General features: G+C 55.6%; 16 protein-coding genes and 4 pseudogenes. 10 read left to right on the top strand and 10 right to left on the bottom strand.

What is annotated here, in order from left to right; translation table 11 throughout:
* Positions 1 to 559: 559 nt before the first annotated feature.
* Both G365_RS22000 and G365_RS23630 read left to right on the top strand, forming a co-directional pair.
* Positions 560 to 2,266 carry a thiamine pyrophosphate-binding protein gene (locus G365_RS22000; protein ID WP_019646560.1) on the top strand — a complete coding sequence of 569 codons (1,707 nt, stop codon included), beginning with the start codon at positions 560 to 562 and terminating at the stop codon, positions 2,264 to 2,266.
* Positions 2,244 to 2,861, top strand: coding sequence for an HAD family hydrolase (locus G365_RS23630; protein WP_169545177.1), 618 nt, complete (start codon positions 2,244 to 2,246; stop codon positions 2,859 to 2,861). The genes G365_RS22000 and G365_RS23630 overlap by 23 nt, the downstream gene beginning before the upstream one ends.
* A 102-nt stretch (positions 2,862 to 2,963) precedes the next feature.
* Here the strand turns inward: G365_RS23630 and G365_RS23960 are convergent.
* A pseudogene (locus tag G365_RS23960) lies at positions 2,964 to 3,068 on the bottom strand (transposase); the annotation flags it as partial.
* A 217-nt stretch (positions 3,069 to 3,285) separates the two neighbouring features.
* Positions 3,286 to 3,405, bottom strand: a pseudogene (locus G365_RS24595) (IS630 family transposase); the annotation flags it as partial.
* A 694-nt stretch (positions 3,406 to 4,099) separates the two neighbouring features.
* Between G365_RS24595 and rfbB the strand changes: the two are divergent.
* Positions 4,100 to 5,116, top strand: a complete 1,017-nt coding sequence (gene rfbB / locus G365_RS0116070) for a dTDP-glucose 4,6-dehydratase (protein ID WP_019646556.1) — start codon at positions 4,100 to 4,102, stop codon at positions 5,114 to 5,116.
* Here rfbB and G365_RS23955 read toward each other — a convergent pair.
* On the bottom strand, positions 5,101 to 5,364 hold the full coding sequence (locus G365_RS23955; RefSeq protein ID WP_155976329.1) for a hypothetical protein: 264 nt from the start codon (positions 5,362 to 5,364) through the stop codon (positions 5,101 to 5,103). The two genes, rfbB and G365_RS23955, sit on opposite strands and share 16 nt — an antisense overlap.
* Positions 5,365 to 5,513: 149 nt before the next feature.
* On the opposite strand from G365_RS23955, the gene G365_RS0116060 reads away from it, so the two are divergent.
* From G365_RS0116060 to G365_RS0116050, 3 genes are all read left to right on the top strand, one after another.
* Positions 5,514 to 7,379 (top strand): ABC transporter ATP-binding protein, encoded by a 1,866-nt coding sequence (locus G365_RS0116060; RefSeq protein WP_019646554.1) that lies wholly within the window; start codon positions 5,514 to 5,516, stop codon positions 7,377 to 7,379.
* Between the two features lie 17 nt (positions 7,380 to 7,396).
* Positions 7,397 to 8,476, top strand: coding sequence for an ATP-grasp domain-containing protein (locus G365_RS0116055; RefSeq protein ID WP_019646553.1), 1,080 nt, complete (start codon positions 7,397 to 7,399; stop codon positions 8,474 to 8,476).
* A gap of 200 nt (positions 8,477 to 8,676) precedes the next feature.
* On the top strand, positions 8,677 to 10,029 hold the full coding sequence (locus tag G365_RS0116050) for a glycosyltransferase family 61 protein (RefSeq protein ID WP_081628595.1): 1,353 nt from the start codon (positions 8,677 to 8,679) through the stop codon (positions 10,027 to 10,029).
* 118 nt (positions 10,030 to 10,147) lie between these two features.
* Here G365_RS0116050 and G365_RS24590 read toward each other — a convergent pair.
* A pseudogene (locus G365_RS24590) lies at positions 10,148 to 10,406 on the bottom strand (transposase); the annotation flags it as partial.
* 199 nt (positions 10,407 to 10,605) lie between these two features.
* Between G365_RS24590 and G365_RS0116040 the strand changes: the two are divergent.
* Positions 10,606 to 11,431, top strand: a pseudogene (locus G365_RS0116040) (IS3 family transposase); the annotation flags it as partial.
* Between the two features lie 267 nt (positions 11,432 to 11,698).
* On the opposite strand, the gene G365_RS0116035 reads toward G365_RS0116040, so the two are convergent.
* From G365_RS0116035 to rfbA, 6 genes are all read right to left on the bottom strand, one after another.
* Positions 11,699 to 12,445, bottom strand: a complete 747-nt coding sequence (locus G365_RS0116035; protein ID WP_019646549.1) for a class I SAM-dependent methyltransferase — start codon at positions 12,443 to 12,445, stop codon at positions 11,699 to 11,701.
* 68 nt (positions 12,446 to 12,513) lie between these two features.
* Entirely contained in the window at positions 12,514 to 14,439 is a 1,926-nt protein-coding gene (locus G365_RS23155; protein WP_155976328.1) for a GNAT family N-acetyltransferase, read from the bottom strand.
* Complete coding sequence (locus G365_RS0116025) at positions 14,432 to 15,391, bottom strand: glycoside hydrolase family protein (RefSeq protein ID WP_026345421.1); 960 nt, start codon at positions 15,389 to 15,391, stop codon at positions 14,432 to 14,434. Before G365_RS0116025 ends, G365_RS23155 begins: the two co-directional genes overlap by 8 nt.
* Positions 15,388 to 16,479, bottom strand: coding sequence for a DegT/DnrJ/EryC1/StrS family aminotransferase (locus G365_RS0116020; protein ID WP_019646546.1), 1,092 nt, complete (start codon positions 16,477 to 16,479; stop codon positions 15,388 to 15,390). The genes G365_RS0116025 and G365_RS0116020 overlap by 4 nt, the downstream gene beginning before the upstream one ends.
* Entirely contained in the window at positions 16,460 to 16,885 is a 426-nt protein-coding gene (locus tag G365_RS21990) for a sugar 3,4-ketoisomerase (RefSeq protein ID WP_019646545.1), read from the bottom strand. The genes G365_RS0116020 and G365_RS21990 overlap by 20 nt, the downstream gene beginning before the upstream one ends.
* Positions 16,878 to 17,759 (bottom strand): glucose-1-phosphate thymidylyltransferase RfbA, encoded by an 882-nt coding sequence (rfbA, locus tag G365_RS0116010; RefSeq protein ID WP_026345419.1) that lies wholly within the window; start codon positions 17,757 to 17,759, stop codon positions 16,878 to 16,880. Before rfbA ends, G365_RS21990 begins: the two co-directional genes overlap by 8 nt.
* A 364-nt stretch (positions 17,760 to 18,123) precedes the next feature.
* On the opposite strand from rfbA, the gene G365_RS23945 reads away from it, so the two are divergent.
* The 3 genes from G365_RS23945 to G365_RS21985 form a co-directional block, all read left to right on the top strand.
* Positions 18,124 to 18,477 carry a hypothetical protein gene (locus tag G365_RS23945; RefSeq protein WP_155976327.1) on the top strand — a complete coding sequence of 118 codons (354 nt, stop codon included), beginning with the start codon at positions 18,124 to 18,126 and terminating at the stop codon, positions 18,475 to 18,477.
* A 77-nt stretch (positions 18,478 to 18,554) separates the two neighbouring features.
* Positions 18,555 to 19,295, top strand: a complete 741-nt coding sequence (locus G365_RS0116000; protein ID WP_019646543.1) for a P-loop NTPase family protein — start codon at positions 18,555 to 18,557, stop codon at positions 19,293 to 19,295.
* Between the two features lie 11 nt (positions 19,296 to 19,306).
* Positions 19,307 to 19,622, top strand: a 316-nt coding sequence (locus tag G365_RS21985) for a hypothetical protein (RefSeq protein ID WP_043742083.1), incomplete at its 3' end; no start/stop codon positions are given.

Genomic DNA, 19,622 nt, shown 5'->3' with positions numbered 1-19,622 from the left:
GCTTCAGCGTTTTGAACACTGTTTCGGCCATTGCGCTGCCACAGCACTTGCCCTTGCCGCTCATAGGCGCAATGCATTCGCCACTGACCGGGGGGGCTTGACCGTTATCCAGGCAATATTGGCGGCCACGATCAAAGTGAGGCATAACGCCTTGAGCTCGGCAAGGATATGCGCGAGCAACATCATCACCCTGAGCTTCATTTCATGACCCCCTGCGCGAAGAAGGCTGCGGCTTTTTTTTCAGGAGAGCGCGCTCCTGCCGCAGGATCTCGCCCTCCTGGTACTGATACACCAGGTGCCTAGCCGCATCTTCGGGTGAGCCGGACAAAAGATCCTCCCCGTGCCACCGGGATCCATTTGCCAAAGCATCGAAAGCCCAAGCCCTGCCACGATACAGGAAGGGACCGGGATGGAGAGGGAAAAATGAGTCTTCAGAAGGGGATGATAAGATGTTGACATCCGTTCACAGTTACAGTTGTTGACAGTTATTGCGGGGCATGGGACGCTCCTCCGCCGTCAGTTTTGCCGTTGGTTTGTCGTGGGATTAAGGAAAATGGGGATGCCGATATCGATGGTTCTTTCTGATTACGTGGCCGAGTTCCTGGCCGGAAAAGGGATCGATCATGTTTTCGGATATCAAGGCGGTGCCGTAACCAAAATCATCGATTCCATGGTCAATGGCGGTCGGATTCGCTTTGTCCAGAACTACCACGAGCAGGCTTCAGCTCTGGCTGCTGACGGTTCCGCCCGTATTTCGGGCAAGGTTGGTGTCGCGGTGGCAACGTCAGGGCCCGGCGCAACCAATCTGGTCACCGGTATCGCCAACGCCCAGCTGGACTCGATCCCGGTTCTTTTCATCACCGGCCAAGACTACGCACACAATATCAGCAAAACTCTGGGTCGCCTGAATGGTTTCCAGGATCTGGACATCGTCAGCGTTGTTAAGTCGATCACCAAATACGCCGTCACCGTCACGGATCCGAGCCGGATCCGTTATGAATTGGAAAAGGCGTTTTATCTGGCGGCCAATGGCCGCCCCGGCGCGACCCTGATCGACCTTCCCATCGACATTCAGTTTAAGACGATCGTTCCCGAAGAGCTGGAAGGCTATGTGCCGTCGCAGGAACCCTCGCTTCCCGTGCACACCAAAGATCTGGAAACGGTCCTGACAGCCCTGCGCGGAGCACGGCGCCCCCTTGTCCTTGCAGGTGGTGGCGTTCGCCTTGCCAAAGCCGAGCAGGCACTGCGACACTTGATCGACGCGACCGGCCTGCCCGTCGTGACAACCCTGAACGGGCTGGATGTTATTGAAGGTGGGCTTGGTTTCGCCGGGCTGTATGGCAATACAGAAGCCAATCTTGCCGTGTACAATGCAGATCTTCTGCTGGTGCTGGGGGCTCGTCTTGGGCAGCGGCAAGTCGGTAAAGTGGTTGAAAAATATACCCATGCCCACGTGATCCACGTTGATATTGACCCCGAAGAGCTGCGGCGGGTCATCACCGATTCCACAGTCATCCATGCCGATATCAGAACCTTTATTGAGGCGCTGACGGAGGCCGTCGGCACCGGCCTGTCTCAGGACTGGCCGACCTGGTGGGAGATGCTGCGCGGTTGGCAGCGTGAATTCGGCAAGAACGTTCACGTGAGCGTGACTGAACTGGACCCCGTCAGGTTCCTGACGACCTTGGTCGAAGGGGCGGATGACGATGCCATCTTTGCTGCCGATGTGGGACAGAATCAGATGTGGCTGGCCCAGGCATTCAAAGTGCGGGGACAGCAGCGGCTTCTTAATTCGTCCGGGCTGGGCGCAATGGGCTACTCCTTGCCCGCAGCGATCGGGGCTCGCATCGCCAGCGACAGTGCTCAGGTGATTGCCGTCACCGGTGATGGTGGACTGCAAATGAATTTGCAGGAATTGAACCTGATCGGCCATAAGGCGCTGAACATCAAGTGTATTGTCATGAACAACAATACGCTTGGGATGATGCGTGAAGTTCAGAAGCGTTATTATGGCGAACGTTATTACGGGGCGGATGAGGAAAGTTTCTCGTGTCCCGACCTCGAGCGATTGGCCTATGCGTTTGGCCTTGATTACATCAAGGTCACCAGCGAAGACTCTGCTCCGGATGTGCTTGCGGCTTTGCGCAAGACGGGTCCGTGCCTGATTGATGTCAGGGTCGATTTTGACAGTCTTCTGCTCAACCGCTATGACGAGCTGCATGTTTTCGAAGCGAATACAATCCATGACCCGAACCCTGCTTCTTGATTTCGACGGGACGCTGATTGATTCACGCCGCCGTCTTTACGGGCTGTTTCGGGAGCTGGTACCATCGTCAGATCTGTCATTCGAGCAATACTGGGATCTAAAGCGGCAGGGTCTGTCGCAGCCCAATCTGCTGCGTGATAAATGCGGAATGGATCCAGATCAGATCGACCGCTTTCGACTGGACTGGATGGAACGGGTCGAAGACCCCGATAGATTGGCTCTGGATCAGCCGCTGGTCGGGGTTGGTGATTTCCTTGAACGCGTTGCCGGTCGGTCTCGGCTGGTGTTGGTCACCGGGCGCCAGCATGCCGACCGCGCCCGCGATCAGATCGGTCATCTAGGCTGGGCAGCGTATTTCTCTCTCATCCTGGTAACCGCTCAGCGCAAGGCTAAGGCAAGCTTGGTCCTCAGCCACCTAACCCCGTCACCCGACGACTGGATGGTAGGCGATAGCGGGGAGGACATCTTGGCCGGGCGTGAGCTAGGGGTCAAAACGGCTGGCGTCCTCACTGGACCACTCTCACCAGACAGGCTGCACACATATAATCCAGACACACTCCTTAAGGATGTTACGGAGATCGAACCTCTTATTTGATAATCAAGGAAGGGCAATGTGCATTGCCCTTCCAAGAGCGGTGACAAGCCCCGTTGTGTTTCAGCGGGGTTTGTTTTTCTGGAAATTCAGGCTGGGATGCAGCGCCAGCAGGCATTCCTCTGTCACTCTGGCAAGTCCGCGCATGCGGGCATATCGATGCCCATGCAGCTCTTTGGCATCGGCAAAACTTCGTTCGACCGCCTCCCTTTCGTCTGATACCAACCCGGGCTGATTAAAACTCATGTGCCCACTGGCGGAGACCAATGGACATGATCTTTCATGGATGGTCGATGAGCTGGCAGCAGAGGGCAATGATCTGGTCGTAGGACTCGAATACGCGGATAGAGCATTTTCAGATTGAGTGTGCATAAGCCGCTGCTTTGAAGAAATTGGCACACTGCTGTGGAGAGAAACGCTCGATAAGGCTGACGCCCGTCTCATCAAGGAAAACAAGCTTTTCAGGGTCAAGATAGGGCTGTACGACTTTCCAGACCCGCCTCCGGTTTGCAACGTTCGGCCTTTCTTGCTCTCTGGCACGCAGTGTTTTTTTGAACATCAGCCCCAGTCGGTCAATGACCAGCCAGATGACCCCGCCACTGCTCCTGTTCTGGCGTCAGTTTGCGGGGGCGATGCCCACGCACTGTACTCGCCTCGATTTCACCCGTCTTTCTCCGGCGGATCTACGCCTTGTAAATGTAAGATACACTGACCTGAAACAGCAGGGCCGCCTGTCTGGCCGGCATCCCACCGTCAACTGCGGCCAGAACCCGGGCCCGCAAATCAGAAGAGAGCTTTGTCCCTGTCGCCAACCCATCGCGTCACCTGCACGTCCGCGAAATCCGGAAGCACGGAATCACGGGTCCGTACAGGTGAGAATCCTATACAGATTCCGGTCATTTTAAAAATGCTCCAGACGCGCAAGAGCTTGTCGGTCAGATAGAATTGTTACTTTATAAAATCCGCCCTTAATAAAAAGAAATATGAATTAAAAAATTTAAATACGACATGTTTAATTATAAATTTAAATAATATAAAGTTAATTGCTTTGAAATAAATGATAAATGTATTTTTTTATTTAAAAGATTTTTCAAATAAATTTAAATTTTAATATTTTAATAATTAATGATTGATTTTACTGCGAAAAGTTATTCCTTGCTCAGCTTATAACTAACATGGTATCAGAGCAAAGCTTTAACGTCGCGCCTGCGTGCGAGGCAGCGATCAAGAAAGGGCGACTTATGGAGGTATTGCTGGTTACGGGAGCTGCGGGCTTTGTCGGCAGCCAATTCGTGCGCACCGCTTTGGAGCAAGGCTATGCGGTAATTGGCCTGGATAAGCTGACCTATGCGGGCTCTCCGGATAATGTGGCTGGGCTGCCTGCCGATAGGTTTGAGCTTGTGGTGGGCGACATCGCTGATTATAGCCTTGTGCGTTCTCTGCTGGAGCGGCACCGGCCGTCTGGAGTCCTGAATTTTGCAGCGGAATCCCATGTAGATCGGTCCATTTCGGGGCCAGACGCCTTTATCGAGACGAATGTACTGGGCACGATGCACATACTGCGTGCTGCGTCGGATTATCACCAGACGCTAACCGGTGGTGACCGTGAGGGTTTCCGCTTTGTCCAGATTTCCACGGATGAAGTGTTCGGTTCGCTGGGCGAAGAAGGTTTCTTCACCGAAACCACACCTTACGCACCGCGCTCACCCTACTCGGCGTCTAAGGCAGGAGCCGACCATCTTGCGTCGGCGTGGCATCACACCTATGGCCTGCCCACCATCGTCACTCATTGCTCGAACAATTACGGTCCGCGTCAGCATCCTGAGAAGCTGATCCCCCATATGATCACCTGCGCCCTTGCGGGCAAACAGCTGCCTGTTTATGGTACCGGGCAGAATATCCGTGACTGGATCCACGTTGAAGATCATTGCGCCGGGGTGATGGTCGCACTGCAGCGTGGCCGTGTGGGAGAACATTATTGCTTTGGCGGGCAGTCGGAATGGCGCAACATTGATCTGGTTACACAGATCTGCACGATTTTGGATCGGATTCGCCCGCGCAGCGACAAGCAGTCCTACACCTCACAGATCAGCATGGTGACTGACCGGATGGGGCACGATTACCGTTATGCGATTGATATCGCGACGGCAACCCGGGAACTCGATTTCACACCGCAGGTCACTTTCCCCGAGGGGTTGGCCTCTACCGTGGAGTGGTACCTCGACGCAAGCAAGATGCGGGGTCAGGACACACCGTAGGGGCCGCTCATTGCTCCTAATACTGTTCTTTCACGCAAAAAATCAATGAACTCTGCCGTAAAGATTGCGGTGAATGTTTTCTTACTGTGAGAGCATTCTTGGCGATCGGGGCATTCTGTCTGATCGGTTGTGCCATCATGGTTCCAAGAGCGGAGGCTGACGCGCTGGATATCGCGCTTGGAAGCATCGCCATTGATGGCATAGCCGGGCAGAGAGTTGACAGGGCAGTTATTCCTGAAATCGAGCATCTGCCTTATTATCTTTACATTAACAAGCCACGCTCGCAGGTAGACGGAAAGGTGCAGGTCAACAGTGTCGGCTACCGCAGCCCGGATGTCTCGCTGCAGCCTCTCTTCCCGGCCCCGGGTGCGACTGCCATAGGGACGACCTGCCCTAAATGAACCAAAAAGCTAATATCATCGCCAATTTCCGGATGTTTCTGCGTTATTTCGGCAAGGGCTACGGCCCTTCGATGACGTTGATCATGCTGGGTAGTGTGCTTTTGGCCATCTTCGAGACGCTGACCATCTTCGTGATCTTTCCGTTGCTGGAACTGGTCCTCGATCCGGCCGGGGCTGTTCGCGGTGGGATGTTGGGATTTGGCTACCGACTGTTTGGCTCCCCACCTATTCCCACCTACGTCATGATCATCAGTGGCATGGTTGCCGGATTTTATCTGGCAAAAGCGTTTTTCCAGGTGTGGTTCTCACGCTGGGAACACCGTGTGTTGTCGCGGTGGAAGGTTTCCATCGGCCTTGAGTTCTTCCGAAAGTATCTTGATGCGGATTATAACTATCACGCACAGAGAAACTCATCAGGAATTATTACGCTGATTTCCAGCACGATCAGCAGCACCCTGAATGACTTTACATATCACGTACTGTCATTGTGCTCTCAGGCGCTTACGGCAATATTTATTTGTTCATTTCTAGTATACAGACATCCAATGATTACTTTAATCATTGCTGTGTTTTTTGCTATTTTGTTTTACACACAAAATTCCATGATCAAAAAAAGGATTCAGGCTGCAGGTGAGGAAGTCACCGCCTTGAGCAGCAGGAATATGTTTGCGCTGCAGCAAGGGCTTGGTGCCTACAAGGAAACCAAGATCAATCTGAAAGAAGAATACTTTGCAGCGATCTTCAAGACCACGAACAATAACCTTGTTGGTGCAGAAGGCCGCGTTCTGTTTCTGAAAAACCTGCCGGGTGCTACCACGGAACTGATTGTCCTGCTGACGACGATCCTGACATTCAACCTGATTGTGCACTCGGGCCAGACAGCGCAGGCCATCACCAAAGACCTGGCGGTGATCGTACTGACGCTGTTCCGGCTGATACCGTTGGTTAACCGTGGTCTGACCTCTTTTTCCTACATCAACAGCGCGCTTTATGGGCTGCACCTGCTGATTACGGAAGCCGATACGATTGGTTACGGTAAACGGGACACGTCCGGAGCGGGTGAGGGCCAACAGTCGCCGCCGCAACCACTCCCGCTCAGGTCTCAGCTTGAGCTGACAAACCTGTCCTTCAGTTATCCCAAAGCGGGTGAGAAGGCCTTGGACGACATTAATCTGACGGTGACGCGGGGCGAGTTTATCGGTGTTATCGGCCCCTCGGGCTCAGGGAAGACGACTCTCGTTGCTGTTCTGTTGGGTCTCGTCAAGGGCGATCAGGGAGCGTATCGGGTCGATGGTCAGGAGATGACCGATGAGCGCATCCGTAGTTTGCGCGCCAGCATCGGCTATGTAGATCAACAGCCTTTCATCTTTGACGGCAGCGTGATGGAGAATGTCGCGTTTGGCGTTGACCTCGACAAAATCGACACGGACCGCGTGGAGCTTGCGTTACGTCAGGCCCAATTGTGGGAAACGGTCCAGGGTCTTGAAAAAGGCATGAAGAGCTCAGTCGGGGAAAATGGCAAACGCTTCTCGGGCGGTCAGCGCCAGCGTCTGGCCATCGCCAGAGCCCTTTACAAAGAACCAACATTGCTGATTCTTGACGAAGCGACATCAGCCCTTGACCCTGATACAGAATATCGTATTTCCCAGACAGTGCAGGGACTGAAGGGTTCGCGGACCATCATCGCCATCGCTCACAGACTCTCTACGCTTCAGGCCTGCGACCGGCTGATCTTGATGGATCGTGGCAAGTTGGTGGACAGCGGGCCGTTTGATGAGCTGTACACGCGGAACGCCACGTTCCGCCATCTGGTTGAATTGTCGGGCCTGAAGGGCGACGAAGTTTCGAATACCCCATGTTGATCTCTAGGAACCAACCAATGAAGAAAATTGTGGTCACCGGGGCGGGAAGCGCCCAATCCAACGGCACCATTAACTGCCTGCTGATGGGCGGGGGCCCCGAGGAAATCATTGGCCTCGGCTCGGATCTGCACGATCTGGCCCTGTGTAAGGCGCCCCGTCGCTATCTGGTTCCCCATGCCCGCAAGCCGGAATACAAGGACTGCCTGTTGCGCTTCCTGCGGGACGAACGGCCGGACATGATTATCTTGCAGCACGATGTGGAAATTGCCATCGCCCTGCAGTTCCGCGACGAGATCGAGGCGCTTGGCGTGCGCATGATTGTGCCGGATTATGACGTCATCGACACCTGCGTTCACAAATACAAATCCTGGGTGAAGTTCAAGGCTGCTGGTGTTCCGGTGCCGGAAAACATCATTATCCATACCGAGGATGATTTGCGTCGGGCTTTTAAGGAGCTGGGCGACGATAAAGGCTCGATCTGGCTCCGGTCGATGGCTATCGGTAATGGTGGACGCGGTTCCCTGCCGACCAATGATTTTGACATCGCCCGCGAATGGATTGAGCGATGGAAGGGCTGGGGCAGTTTCCTTGCTGCCGAACTGCTGACTGAGGATTCGATCACCTGGCTCTCCATCTGGCACGAAGGTGAGCTGATTGTTGCCCAGACCCGGCGTCGGCGCGGCTGGGCCTATGGGGCATCCACCGTCTCGGGCATTTCCGGCATTACCAAGGTCGGTGAAACCTGCTCGTCGCCGACAGTCGATCAGGTTGCGCTGGATGCTGTACGGGCCATCAGCCCCCGACCGCATGGTATCTTCGGCGTAGACATGACCTATGACCGTCACGGGGTCCCCTGTCCGACGGAAATGAACATCTCACGGTTCTTCACCACCATCCAGTTCTTCGCGGAAGCCGGGGTAAACTTCCCGGTCATCCTGAAAGACCTCTGTCTGTACGGAAAGAAGCCGAACCTTGAAAAGAATATCAATCCGCTGCCCGACGGTCTGCTGTGGCTGCGTGCCATGGACTGTCTGCCCCGGTTGATCACTCCAGAGGCACTGTCTCAGGAAATCCCCGACAGCTACACCAAGGCTTAGGACATTTTTTGAGTAAAGGGAAACCGGTTGGTCGAAGAAAAGGCGCAGCTCTTTAGAATAGGGCAGCGTGTCTGGGCGCTACCGGTTTCCTTTTTCTGTAAACGCTCTAAGCGGGGCGACAGAGCCCCTGGGAGAGTAGCCCTGCCGCTGACCGCAACTCTGGGTCAGCTTTTCCCGAGATAGCGGTCACGACGCCTACGATGAATATCCACGAAAGCCACGATACGATCTTTGAGGATCCACGTATTACGGTCATTCCTCGCCAGGATACTTTACCTGCGTCGGGAGCGTCGTGGATGGACGCTATTATTCAAAGTAAGTTCGCGGTTTTTTATAGAAAAAGAATCAAGAAGCATAGGCTTCTGCGCTCAGTTGTCCTGATCGCAATGCGCATTTTTTTCAAGACAAATGGATACCTTTCTAAGAAAAAATACAAACTCATAAAGCAGAATATATACGCACAGCTTACAGGGGCTCGACTTGAGGTTGCGCCTTCTTATAAAACTTGCAATCCACGCCCTTCTATTTTTCCTTCCAGGGCCATTGAGGAACTTGGAATTAAAAGCTATTATAAATACGAGATGCCCCCTGCATATATCAGCGTCATCGAAGATGCTTTGGTTTTTGCGGGCACGGGGATTATTGTTAAAGATCTGAATGCTATATACAGTGACAGCATTAATATTAAAAAAGAAATCGTTTTTGAAGAGTATCGGTGTTACACAAGGTTTTGTTGGGATTATCAATTTGCGAGTTGGTTCCTACCAACCAAGTGGGCGCTCGAGATTCCTGAGGCTGCATCTTTCACGGATACTGCATCTGCGAATTTTGCTCATTGGCTTACGGAAATTCTCCCTAAAATCGTCCTGTTCTGTAGCCAGCCACAGTTCAAAGATGTCCCTCTGATCCTGAATGATGGCCTACCGGCTTCCATTCTGGAGTCAGCCCGGGTTGCTGCAGGGCCAGAGCGCAGGCTCTATCTTCTGTCGTCGCGATATTCCGTTAAGGTTGGGCGTCTCCATTTGACATCTAGTGTGGGCTATGCTCCCGCTGGGTCTCGCGGCAAACGGGGTAATAATTTTGTCGAGGGCCATTTTAATGGTCACGCCCTCAGGCAGATGCGTCACGTTATGCACACGGCAGCAGCTGACTTTCCACACTGTGGAGAGCGCTTATACCTCCGCCGTCAAAGCAGTATGCGCAGCTTGCTCAATAACGACGAGATCGAAAAGATTCTGGAGGAGCAGGGTTTCACCTCCATCGATACGGGCCAGATGTCTTTTCTCGAGCAAGTCGCGGCCATGGCAGGCGCCCGCTGGATTGTGGCGCCGGGCGGGGCGGCCCTAGCCAATCTGATGTTCTGTAAGCCAGATACTAACGTGGTCGTCTTGGCAGCAGCAAAGCGGGAGAACGCGTATTTTTACTGGGATAATATGGCCCGACCATTTGACGTCAAGGTCTCATTCGTCCTAGGAGCATCCAAGGATCATGACATTCATGCCGATTATCAGATCAATCCCGCCGATCTGCTGGATGCATTGAGCCAAAGATAATGTTGCGAGGGAAGGGTAATATTATACCAGTCAGCGGTGAGATTGACTCACTGAGGGGACTCCCAAGATCTGCCGAATATGGGTCTCTCGGGTAAACAGCCTGAGACATAGAGCGTTTTCAAATTGAGTGTACATAACCCGCTGCTTTGAAGAAATTTGCACACTGCCGTGGAGAGAAACACTCGATAAGTCTGCCAACCTTATCCCACAGCGCATCAATGGTGCGCTGTGGTTCCTGCCGCAGCAGCGGCTTTGAGTTTGGATAAAGCCATCTCAATGGGGTTCATGTCGGGGGAGTATGGCGGCAGATAAAAACACTATACGCCCGTTGCTTTTATGGCCGCCTGAACTTCCTGCGTTTTGTGTGCCGGAAGATTCAATGCCCACCTTCCGCAGAGAAGGACCAAGAATCTGGCGAATATCGGCAAGGAACGCCTCCCTGACCTGAGACCGGAAAACTCCTCCAAATTTGGGTAGAGTTCGCTATCTACGGAGACGGACTTATGAAGCGCAGCCGGTTCACGGAAGAACAGATCATCGGCATCCTCAAGGAGCAGGCCAAACTGTACCAATCATGGCGTGAGCCAGCGGCGGGCGTGTCTCGTGCTGGAGGCGGATCGGTCATCGATCCGCTACCGTTCCCGGCCCCCGATGACACCGAGATCAGGAGCGATTGCGCGAGCTATATCGCCGCCTTCATCTCCTGCTGGCCCGGGAGGGCCATGCCATGAACCAGAAGAAGCAGCGTCGATTGTATGCAGAACAAAAGCTCCAGGTGCGGCGGCGGTGCAGGCGCAAGCGTGCTTTGGGCACAGGGGCGCCGATGACGATCCCGGAGGGGCTGAACCAGCGCTGGTTGCTGGACTTTGTCGCCGAGGCCTTCCGCGACGGCCGGCGGTTCCGCATCCTGACCGTGGTGGACGACTTCACCCGCGAATGCGTGGCGCTGGTGGCCGACACCTCGTTGTCAGGCGCCCGCGTCGCCCGCGAACTGGATGGTTTGCTCGCCAGCCGCGGCAAGCCACTGATGATCGTCAGCGACAACGGCACCGAGTTCACCAGCATGGTCATGCTGCGCTGGAGCCAGGATCGCCAGGTGGACTGGCATTACATCGCGCCGGGCAAGCCCATGCAGAATGGCTTCGTCGAGAGCTTCAACGGCAAGCTCCGCGATGAGTACCTCAACGAGACGCTGTTTGCGTCACTGCCCCATGCTCATCGCGTCTTGGCCGATTGGAAGGACGACTACAATCACGTGCGGGCCCACTCCGGTCTCGGTGGCCTCACCCCCACCGAAGCCGCCGTCAAGGCCGCGACGCAAGCAGGGCTGGGGCATACCCCAGCCCTACTTGCCATTACCGCCCGCTTCGGGCATCAAAACCACACGGGACTCCACCCATAACCGGAGGAAACTTCGATCTCAGGTCAGCGCCAAAGTCATTGTTTCTTTGCGGATCTCGAAACCCGTCCCGTTCGGGGGCAGCTAACAGACTGTAAATGACGTACAGCCCGGGGCTTTCGCCCAAAGTTCACGGCGCCAAAAGATTTATTCTTTAAAATAAGTGGCGAAGAACAGCTATTTGATTACTGGAGACCACCACTATCCGGCCCACCCACGACGCGGTATCGCGTCATGTTACTCTAAGAGCTTTAAACCGGGTGAAACGCTTTAGGGACGAATCACAACCATGTCCTCCCGCCGATTTGCCATCGGCAGGTGCATTGGCTGGGGCAGCAGGAAAGCATGGAAACCGGCAGCCCGGCAACGGGCGAGGACACCGAGCAGAACGCCGTCGTCGATTTCCTTAGGCTCCAGAACATTGAACGTGACGTTCGGACTGCCGTTCGGGTCGAAAGACGCCTGATGATGACGCAGCCCAGCGGGACTGGCCAGGAAACGCTTGCGCATGGACGTGTTGGGAATGTCACCGATCAACAGCTGGCCACCATCAGCCAGACGGGACAGGCAAACATCGACAAAGGCGAAAATGTTCTGATCGGCAAACACATATTGCAGGACGCTATAGATAATAATGACGTCAAAAACATCGTCGCCTAGCGCCTGTTCGCATTCCTCAGGGAAGCGCCCGCCGATCTTGCGCACGTCGCTGTCGTAATTCGCCAGCATCTCAGGTGAGTCGATAGCGGTCAAGCTGTGGCCGTTTGCCTTGCAGTACTGGGCAATGCTGGCCCCCAGTTCCCCACAACCGATGCCGATATCCAGAACACGACGGCCTGGCACAGTCAGATTAGATGCCTTGGCGATGATATCGTTCAGGATCGCGCCGCCTTTACCCGCACGATAGGCATCGGGAAACCCGATTTTTTCCTCGGCGCTGAGCGATGGGTCGCAGGCACGACGGCGAAATTCCTCGAAGTTAAGATTGGAATGTTTCAAGTGATGCTTCTCGGTCATGATCTTCTTCCGGGCTTCGCCGTTATGGTCCGGGCCTTATTAACCACCAGAATGGCGGCCAAGAGACCTTATTGATGTCTTAGCCGTTTGATCCGAAAAAGAATCTCGCTGGCAATGATGCGAGGCGCTGTCCACTTCCAACCGGACAGGGCGATGCTTCTGATCAGATGGGACAGAGCTGGACCGATATTCATATTGCGCAGGCAGCGGAAGGCCAGAATGAATTCGTGATCCGCAGCCCGCAAGGATACCTCGTTAGGGTACTGCGGGAAAAGAGCACGTAATACTTCGATTTCCCGTGCCTTCTCGGTGGCAATCTGGTCCGTCGCGGCCATGGTCAAATTCTGACCATGCTTGATGTAATGCATATAGACGCCGGGGACGAAGTCGATGCGCAATCCTGTCCGCTCCAGGGCTTCGGCGAAAAACACAGTGTCGCCCGAACACCCCAGTTCAGGACGCATGTTAGCTTCCCGCAGCAAGCTTTGGCGGACCATCGGCGTTTGCGCCGAAAAGAACGAGCCATGGCGAATCACCGTGGCAGCGTTACCGCGGTACATCGGATGACGGTCGCTAAAACGCCAGGGAGCGAACTCGCCGGTGGACGACACCACCAAAATGTCGTGGTAACACAGCCCGACATCGGGGTGTCGGTCCAAAAACTCCATCTGGCGGTGAAATTTTCCCGGCAGCACCTTGTCATCACCGGCCAGCAAGGCAACGTACTGCCCCCGGGAAGCGGCCATATTGCGGTTGCCGTTGGCGCAGGGGCCCACGTTACGGTTGCCCAAGATAGCGCGCAGGCGTCCGGGCCAGCGTTCGACATAGTCACGCAGCACATCCTGAGTGCCGTCCTGCGACCCATCATCGCCCACCAGAACCTCCACACCGTCCATAGTGCCGACTTCAGCCATGACGTCGTCCAGGAACGGACCGATCATGTCCTTTTGGTTATAGGTGATGATGTTGACGGTCAGGCGGATGGGCTGATCATTGGGGATATTGCCGATTTCGATGGCATCGCCCAAGGCGAAGCGTGGCCGTTCAGGCCGACAGGCGTTGAGGTCCACGCGGTAATAATCATGAACCACGGTGCGTGCGGCAAAACCTTCCTTGAATTCGATAAGACCGGAGTTAAGGACCGATCCGGCTTCATTCGAGATGCCGAAATCGAACCAGATCTCATCTTGAGCAAACGTTTCGATTGAACCAAACAACAGATCCAGGGCCCCGGCATCGCGCCCATCCTTGCTGCTGCCGATATATTGGGCATGCAGTACGGTGGGGGTCCGGTATAGAACTGTTCCGGCCAGCATACGGTCACCATCATAACAGGCAGCTAGCTGGATGTTGTTCGGGAAGCGCTCAGAGAGCAAGGTGATCTCAGCCAAACTATGCACCGGGCGGGTGCCGTGCTGTTCCTTGAGATTGGCTTCAAGAATTTCCCAGAAGGCAGCGTAATCGTGGCTCAGGCGGACGGTCAGACCGGCATTCGTAGCCTTTTTCATGCCACGGCGGCGGCGCTCCTGAATCTTCACACCACTGCCGATACGGCGTACCGATAGAGTGTCGCGGCGGAACAGAACCGCCTTGGACAGAAACAGGGCGTACCGGTCTTCCTCGGCGGGCAAGCGGTGGTAAATGGTTGGAACAGTCTTATAGACAAAGCTGTCCAGACCCAACTGGCGCAGATGATCGCACAACGCCTCGAACATCTGAAGGAACATGGGAGTGGTCATAGCAGGCCCCACCACGAGCCCACCATAGGTCAGGCCGCCATGGCTGACCATTTCTTTACCCTTGATGTTCGCAGGCAGCACCGAGACCAGCTTACTGCCTGCATTTTCGTAGATCATCAACGACCCGTCGGCGAAGCGGTCGGCATGATAATCCATGTAGTTCCGGTCGAACAAAAACGTACCGTTCTTGCTGCTGGCGACAAAAGCATTCCACTCGTCGCGCCGCTCCGGGGTGTAATGGATGATGCTATACATTTTCAGCACCATCCCGGCGGTCAGAGGGGATCAGGACGGCACAGCCCATCCCATCCAGACCATAATGGTTTCCGCAATAAAACAGGTAGGTTCGACCGCCACAGGTAATGCGGTTGGCGAAACAGACCATTTCGCTGTCCCAGCCGGTGAGAGATACGTCCAGACCAACCAAGGAATCCTGGCGGGTGAAGTGGGTACCATCGATAGACTCCGCATAGCCAAGGCGGTAGCCTTTTTCACGATGGCGGACAGAATAGATCACTTTATAAAGGCCATCCTCGCGCCAGACGGATGGGACGGTCAGACCAATCTCATCACGCCCAAGACTGATGGCGGTTTGCGGTACTGCATCCCAACGGTGAAGATCGGCCGAGGTCAAGACCTGAATGTCATATCGCGGCACATCCTTGCCACCAAAAGAATCCCACCCGGCACCGGCGGCATACCACAGACGGAAGCCATTGCGATCGGGCTGGCAAACCGCCGATGACCGCATCAACAGCTCATCGTCGCGCCGTTCTAAAACAGGTACGCCCGACAGGCGGGTGAAACTGTCGCCATCGTCAGTACTGACAGCCATGCCGGTGAAAATCGCATAAGGCGCCTTTTTCAGTAACTGGTAGGCCGAATAGAACAGAACCAAGCGGTCGCCATCCACCACCAGAGAGGCGGGTAGGACACCGCTATCATCAAAGGCACCAGGGACACCGATATCCAGAACCGGGGTACGGCTGTATCCCAGAATTTCCTGCGGATTGTTAGGATTGACATCCACATAACCGATCCGGCTGACATTGTCCTGGTCGCATAGCGACAGAAAGATGCGCAGGACGCCGTCGCGGCGCAGATACGGCACCGGAACCATGACATTCCGTTTAAACCAAGGCAGGTCGAGGCTGTTCTGGTCAAGAATCCGGCCCAGCTTCTCCCAGTGGAGCGGCGCGCGGGTCAAAGGACCCTCAACACGGCAGCAACCCGTTCAGGAGCATCCTCGGGCAGTTCAGCGTACAGCGGCAGACTGATGGAATGGGCCGCCCAATCCTCGGCATTAGGAAAGTCACCAGGCTGGTAGCCTAGATCGCGGTAACATTCCTGCTGATGCAGGGCAAAGGGATAGTGGATGCCAGCACCGATCCCCGCCTGATGCAGTTTAGTCAGAGCGGCATCCCGGTCGGCGACCCGAATGACGTAAAGGTGATAGACTGAGCCGGGCCGATAGATTGTACGACGCACCTGAGGCAGGTCGGCCAGTACGGCATCATAACGGGCTGCATGCTGGCGACGAGCAGCGGTCCAGCCATCCAGATAGCGCAGCTTGACCCGCAGGATGGCTGCCTGAATGGAGTCGAGGCGACTGTTCCCCCCCAGTTGCTCATGGTGGTACTTGACCTTGGCACCATAATTGCGCAGCGAGGACAGCCGTTCGTTCAAAGCGTCGTCGTTGGTGCAGATACCGCCGGCGTCACCATAGCCCCCCAAGTTCTTGCCCGGATAAAAACTGAAGCAGGCGGCAAGACCCAAACTGCCTGCACGGAGACCATTATCGTCAGCACCGTGAGCCTGTGCAGCATCTTCAATGACCGGCAACCCATGGCGGGCGGCGACCGCAGTGATGGCTGCCATGTCCGCGCACTGACCATAAAGGTGCACGGCGCAAATAGCCTTCGTCCGCGGGGTGATGGCGGCTTCGATCCGGGCGGGATCAATCAGGGCGCTATCGGAGGTCACATCTACCAGAACCGGCGTGGCCCCTACCTGACTGAATGCCAGGGCCGAGGCAATAAAGGTCATGGCCGGCACAATTACTTCGTCACCAGGGCCGATACCCAAGCCGCGCGCCACCAGTGTCAGGGCGTCCAGACCATTGGCCACGCCCAGAGCATGTTTGGCATGGCAATAGCGGGCAAATTCGGCCTCAAATGCCGTTACCTCCTGGCCTAAAACGAATTCGCACTGGTCGAATACCGTGTCGATGGCAGCGCGGACTTCGTCGCGAATGGCAAGGTATTGAGCTTTTAGATCAACGAACGGGACAATCATTTCCGATTCTTTCCAAGGCCAGCGCGGTGAAGGTTTCGTAATCGCGGATGTATTCCGCTTCGTCATAGGGTTCCGAAGCCAGAACGCCGAGGACGGTATCCGGGGTCATGTCTAGGTCACGCCACACCATCGGATTGATAATCAGCGCCTGTTCGGGTGAATCAAGAACAATGGTGCGCCGTTCGCTACCGGAATCCACGGTGATTTCAGCGCGCCCGGCAAAAGCGATGAAGCATTGGCGCAGACGCCGGTGGGCATGCCCGCCACGCGGCTTTCTGACGTCGTACAGAAAATAAAAGCGGCTGGCGGAAAAGCCGCATGACCGGGCCAGCTCGACGATACCCAAGGCACCCCGTTCATCCTTGATGGTGGTAACGGGGAGTATCCGGACCAGGTGGTCAAGCATGGGCGCGGGGCTCATCAAGCAGGCCCAGCAGGTAATTGCCGAGCGGATTGTTGCGCATGGCCTTAGCCGTGGCACGGACGTCATCGGTGGAAATGTAGTTCATACGCCAAGCAATTTCCTCGGGCAGTCCGATCATCAGGCCCTGACGGACCTCCAGCATGTGAACGTACTGGCTGGCCCCTAGCAGGCTATCGAATGTTCCGGCATCGAACCAAGCGGCACCCCGCCCCATGAACTCAATGTTCAGCTGGCCCCGCTCCAGATAGATTTGGTTAATGTCAGTGATTTCCAGTTCACCGCGCTGTGAGGGGCGCAAGGAGCGGGCAATGTCATGCACTTGACCGTCATAGAAATACAGGCCTGTGACGGCCCAGTTCGACGCGGGCTTGGCAGGCTTTTCCACCAGTCGGATCGGCTTGCCAGTGGCGTCCAGCTCGACCACACCATAGGCTGAAGGATTACTGACTCGGCAGGCAAGGACCGAGGCCCCCTCCTTGCGGTTTGTGGCTCGTGCCAGCAGATGGGGTAACTCATGACTGTGGAAGATGTTGTCGCCGAGGACAAGGCAAACGGGTTCACCCTGCAGGAAGTCAGCACCGATCGTGAATGCTTCGGCGATTCCGTTTGGCTTTTCCTGAACGGCGTAGTGCAGCGACAGGCCAATCTGACTGCCATCCCCCAGCAGCCGCTCGATCATCGGAAGATCACGCGGCGTCGAGATAATCAGGATCTCCCTGATACCTGCCAGCATCAGGGTGCTGAGCGGATAGTAGATCAGGGGCTTGTTATAGACCGGCAGCAACTGCTTTGACAGGGTCTGGGTCAAAGGGAGTAGCCGAGTTCCGCTACCGCCTGCCAACAAGATGCCTTTCATATGAGTACATTCCTTGGGGCCGTCAGGAAAGCTCGCGCTCCGGCCGTGAACACGATAAGTTTGTATCGGCGAGACTACCTTAAGAGAGTACGCCAAAAAGTCGCTGAACTATATCCGGATATCGAATTCTCCTCAATGCTCGATGAAGCTCTTGAAGGGTGACAGCTGGTACAAATGTTCAGGAACAGCTCGGCACAAACAAATAAGCCGCCAACTCGATGAGTTGACGGCTTATTTTTGGTTGCGGGGGCCACCGTCAAGTGAGCCATTGCATTGATTGGACAGGCATCCTGCCGTGCCCTGTCCTTAACAAACCATACGAACGACCAATGTGTCAAGGCGCACGAAAAGCGGGCCAAGATACATGTCGAAGCAATGGGGCAAAGCGAAGACGGCCATCGCCGTACTGAGCAAAGAAATCGAACGCCGCATCAAGAGCGGAGAAACGGCAGCGGCTGTTTATGACGCATTGGTTGCCGAAGGACAGGCTGAAGGGTTCAGCCGCTCCTCTTTTTTTCGCTGGGTTCAGCCCAAAGCGAAAACAGGACGCTCCCCGTCAAATCTGACCACGGGCAGCACAAAACGCCAGACCGCAGCATCACCACCGCGCGCTCTCCCCTCACCTTATCAATCCACGATCCAGCCCGCCACACCTCTGACGGGCACACCGAACGGCTCTCCCCTGATGCTGGGCGACGACGACGACGGCACCAACTGACACACGACCCCTTGCGGTCGCTGTGACCGCCGGGGGCTGTCCACTTTCAATCCATTAAAACAACGGGGATCCCCACAATGGCACAGATCCATTTCACGCTGCAGGGCAAGGGCGGCGTCGGTAAATCCTTTATTTCGGCGCTCTTGGCCCAGCACTTCCTGTCTCGGGGGATCACCCCCCACTGCTTCGACACCGACCCGGTGAACCAGACGTTCGGGGGCTATGCGGCGTTCTCGACCCACGTAGTCCGGCTGGGAGAAAAGGAAGGAGAGATCAATCCACGCAATTTTGACGTCCTTATGCAGGCACTGCTCGTCCTCCCGGACGATGCCGTCGCTGTCGTAGACAACGGCGCTGCGACCTTCATGCCATTGATCGCGTACATGATTGAGGCTGATATTATCGAGGTTCTGGAAGACGCAGGGCACACCGTGTTCCTGCACACCGTCCTGACCGGCGGGCAGGCGCTCCACGATACGGCTCAGGGTCTGGTCAATCTGGCGAAGGCTATCCCCAATGGGGCCATCGTCGTGTGGCTTAACGAGTACTTCGGCCAAATCCTGATCGAGAGCGACAAGGGATCGCTCACCTTCGAACAGAGCCCCTTCTTCGCCCGCTTTAAGGCCCGCATCGCTGCCATCATCCAGCTGCCCGCCGTGCCGCCCCAGACCACCGGCGAAGACATCAAGCGCATGACCTCGGCCCGGCTGACCTTCGCCGAAGCCAGCACGTCCGAAGCCTTCGGGATTGTTGAACGCAGCCGCCTGCGGAAAGTCTGGGGCCAGATCAACGGTCGCATCTCCGCCGCCAATTTCTGAGGGGCCGGGCGATGCACTCCTATGAGAATGATCGGGGGCCACCCCCGGATTTCTATGACGATTTCGGACCGGAAACCGGGTTTGACGACAGGGAAAACACTCCTGCCACCCCCTCCGGCCCGTCCGCCGGTCAGATTGTGCCGCGTCTGTCACTGGATGAGCTGCGTCGCAGGCTGATGAGTGACACCGGCATCCCGCTGTCTGCGGATGATCCCGTCCTGCTGATCTACGCCATTCACCGCGTGGCGCTGGACGAACAGACGGCGCTGTCAGCGGCCCTGCTGCAGGACACGCGGGAGGATATCGAAGCCGCCACCACACAGGTGA

The organism is Novispirillum itersonii subsp. itersonii ATCC 12639, assembly GCF_000381985.1.
GTDB classification, from domain to species: Bacteria; Pseudomonadota; Alphaproteobacteria; order Rhodospirillales; family Rhodospirillaceae; genus Novispirillum; species Novispirillum itersonii.
This window is presented reverse-complemented; position numbering and strand designations above follow the sequence as displayed.

What these genes read in the sequence shown, in the direction of transcription:
- G365_RS22000 (WP_019646560.1), top strand. Translation starts at nt 560, where the DNA reads ATGCCGATATCGATGGTTCTTTCTGATTACGTGGCCGAGTTCCTGGCC.
- G365_RS23630 (WP_169545177.1), top strand. Translation starts at nt 2,244, where the DNA reads ATGACCCGAACCCTGCTTCTTGATTTCGACGGGACGCTGATTGATTCA.
- rfbB (WP_019646556.1), top strand. Translation starts at nt 4,100, where the DNA reads ATGGAGGTATTGCTGGTTACGGGAGCTGCGGGCTTTGTCGGCAGCCAA.
- G365_RS23955 (WP_155976329.1), bottom strand. Translation starts at nt 5,364, where the DNA reads ATGCTCGATTTCAGGAATAACTGCCCTGTCAACTCTCTGCCCGGCTAT.
- G365_RS0116060 (WP_019646554.1), top strand. Translation starts at nt 5,514, where the DNA reads ATGAACCAAAAAGCTAATATCATCGCCAATTTCCGGATGTTTCTGCGT.
- G365_RS0116055 (WP_019646553.1), top strand. Translation starts at nt 7,397, where the DNA reads ATGAAGAAAATTGTGGTCACCGGGGCGGGAAGCGCCCAATCCAACGGC.
- G365_RS0116050 (WP_081628595.1), top strand. Translation starts at nt 8,677, where the DNA reads ATGAATATCCACGAAAGCCACGATACGATCTTTGAGGATCCACGTATT.
- G365_RS0116035 (WP_019646549.1), bottom strand. Translation starts at nt 12,445, where the DNA reads ATGACCGAGAAGCATCACTTGAAACATTCCAATCTTAACTTCGAGGAA.
- G365_RS23155 (WP_155976328.1), bottom strand. Translation starts at nt 14,439, where the DNA reads ATGTATAGCATCATCCATTACACCCCGGAGCGGCGCGACGAGTGGAAT.
- G365_RS0116020 (WP_019646546.1), bottom strand. Translation starts at nt 16,479, where the DNA reads ATGATTGTCCCGTTCGTTGATCTAAAAGCTCAATACCTTGCCATTCGC.
- G365_RS21990 (WP_019646545.1), bottom strand. Translation starts at nt 16,885, where the DNA reads ATGCTTGACCACCTGGTCCGGATACTCCCCGTTACCACCATCAAGGAT.
- rfbA (WP_026345419.1), bottom strand. Translation starts at nt 17,759, where the DNA reads ATGAAAGGCATCTTGTTGGCAGGCGGTAGCGGAACTCGGCTACTCCCT.
- G365_RS23945 (WP_155976327.1), top strand. Translation starts at nt 18,124, where the DNA reads ATGTCGAAGCAATGGGGCAAAGCGAAGACGGCCATCGCCGTACTGAGC.
- G365_RS0116000 (WP_019646543.1), top strand. Translation starts at nt 18,555, where the DNA reads ATGGCACAGATCCATTTCACGCTGCAGGGCAAGGGCGGCGTCGGTAAA.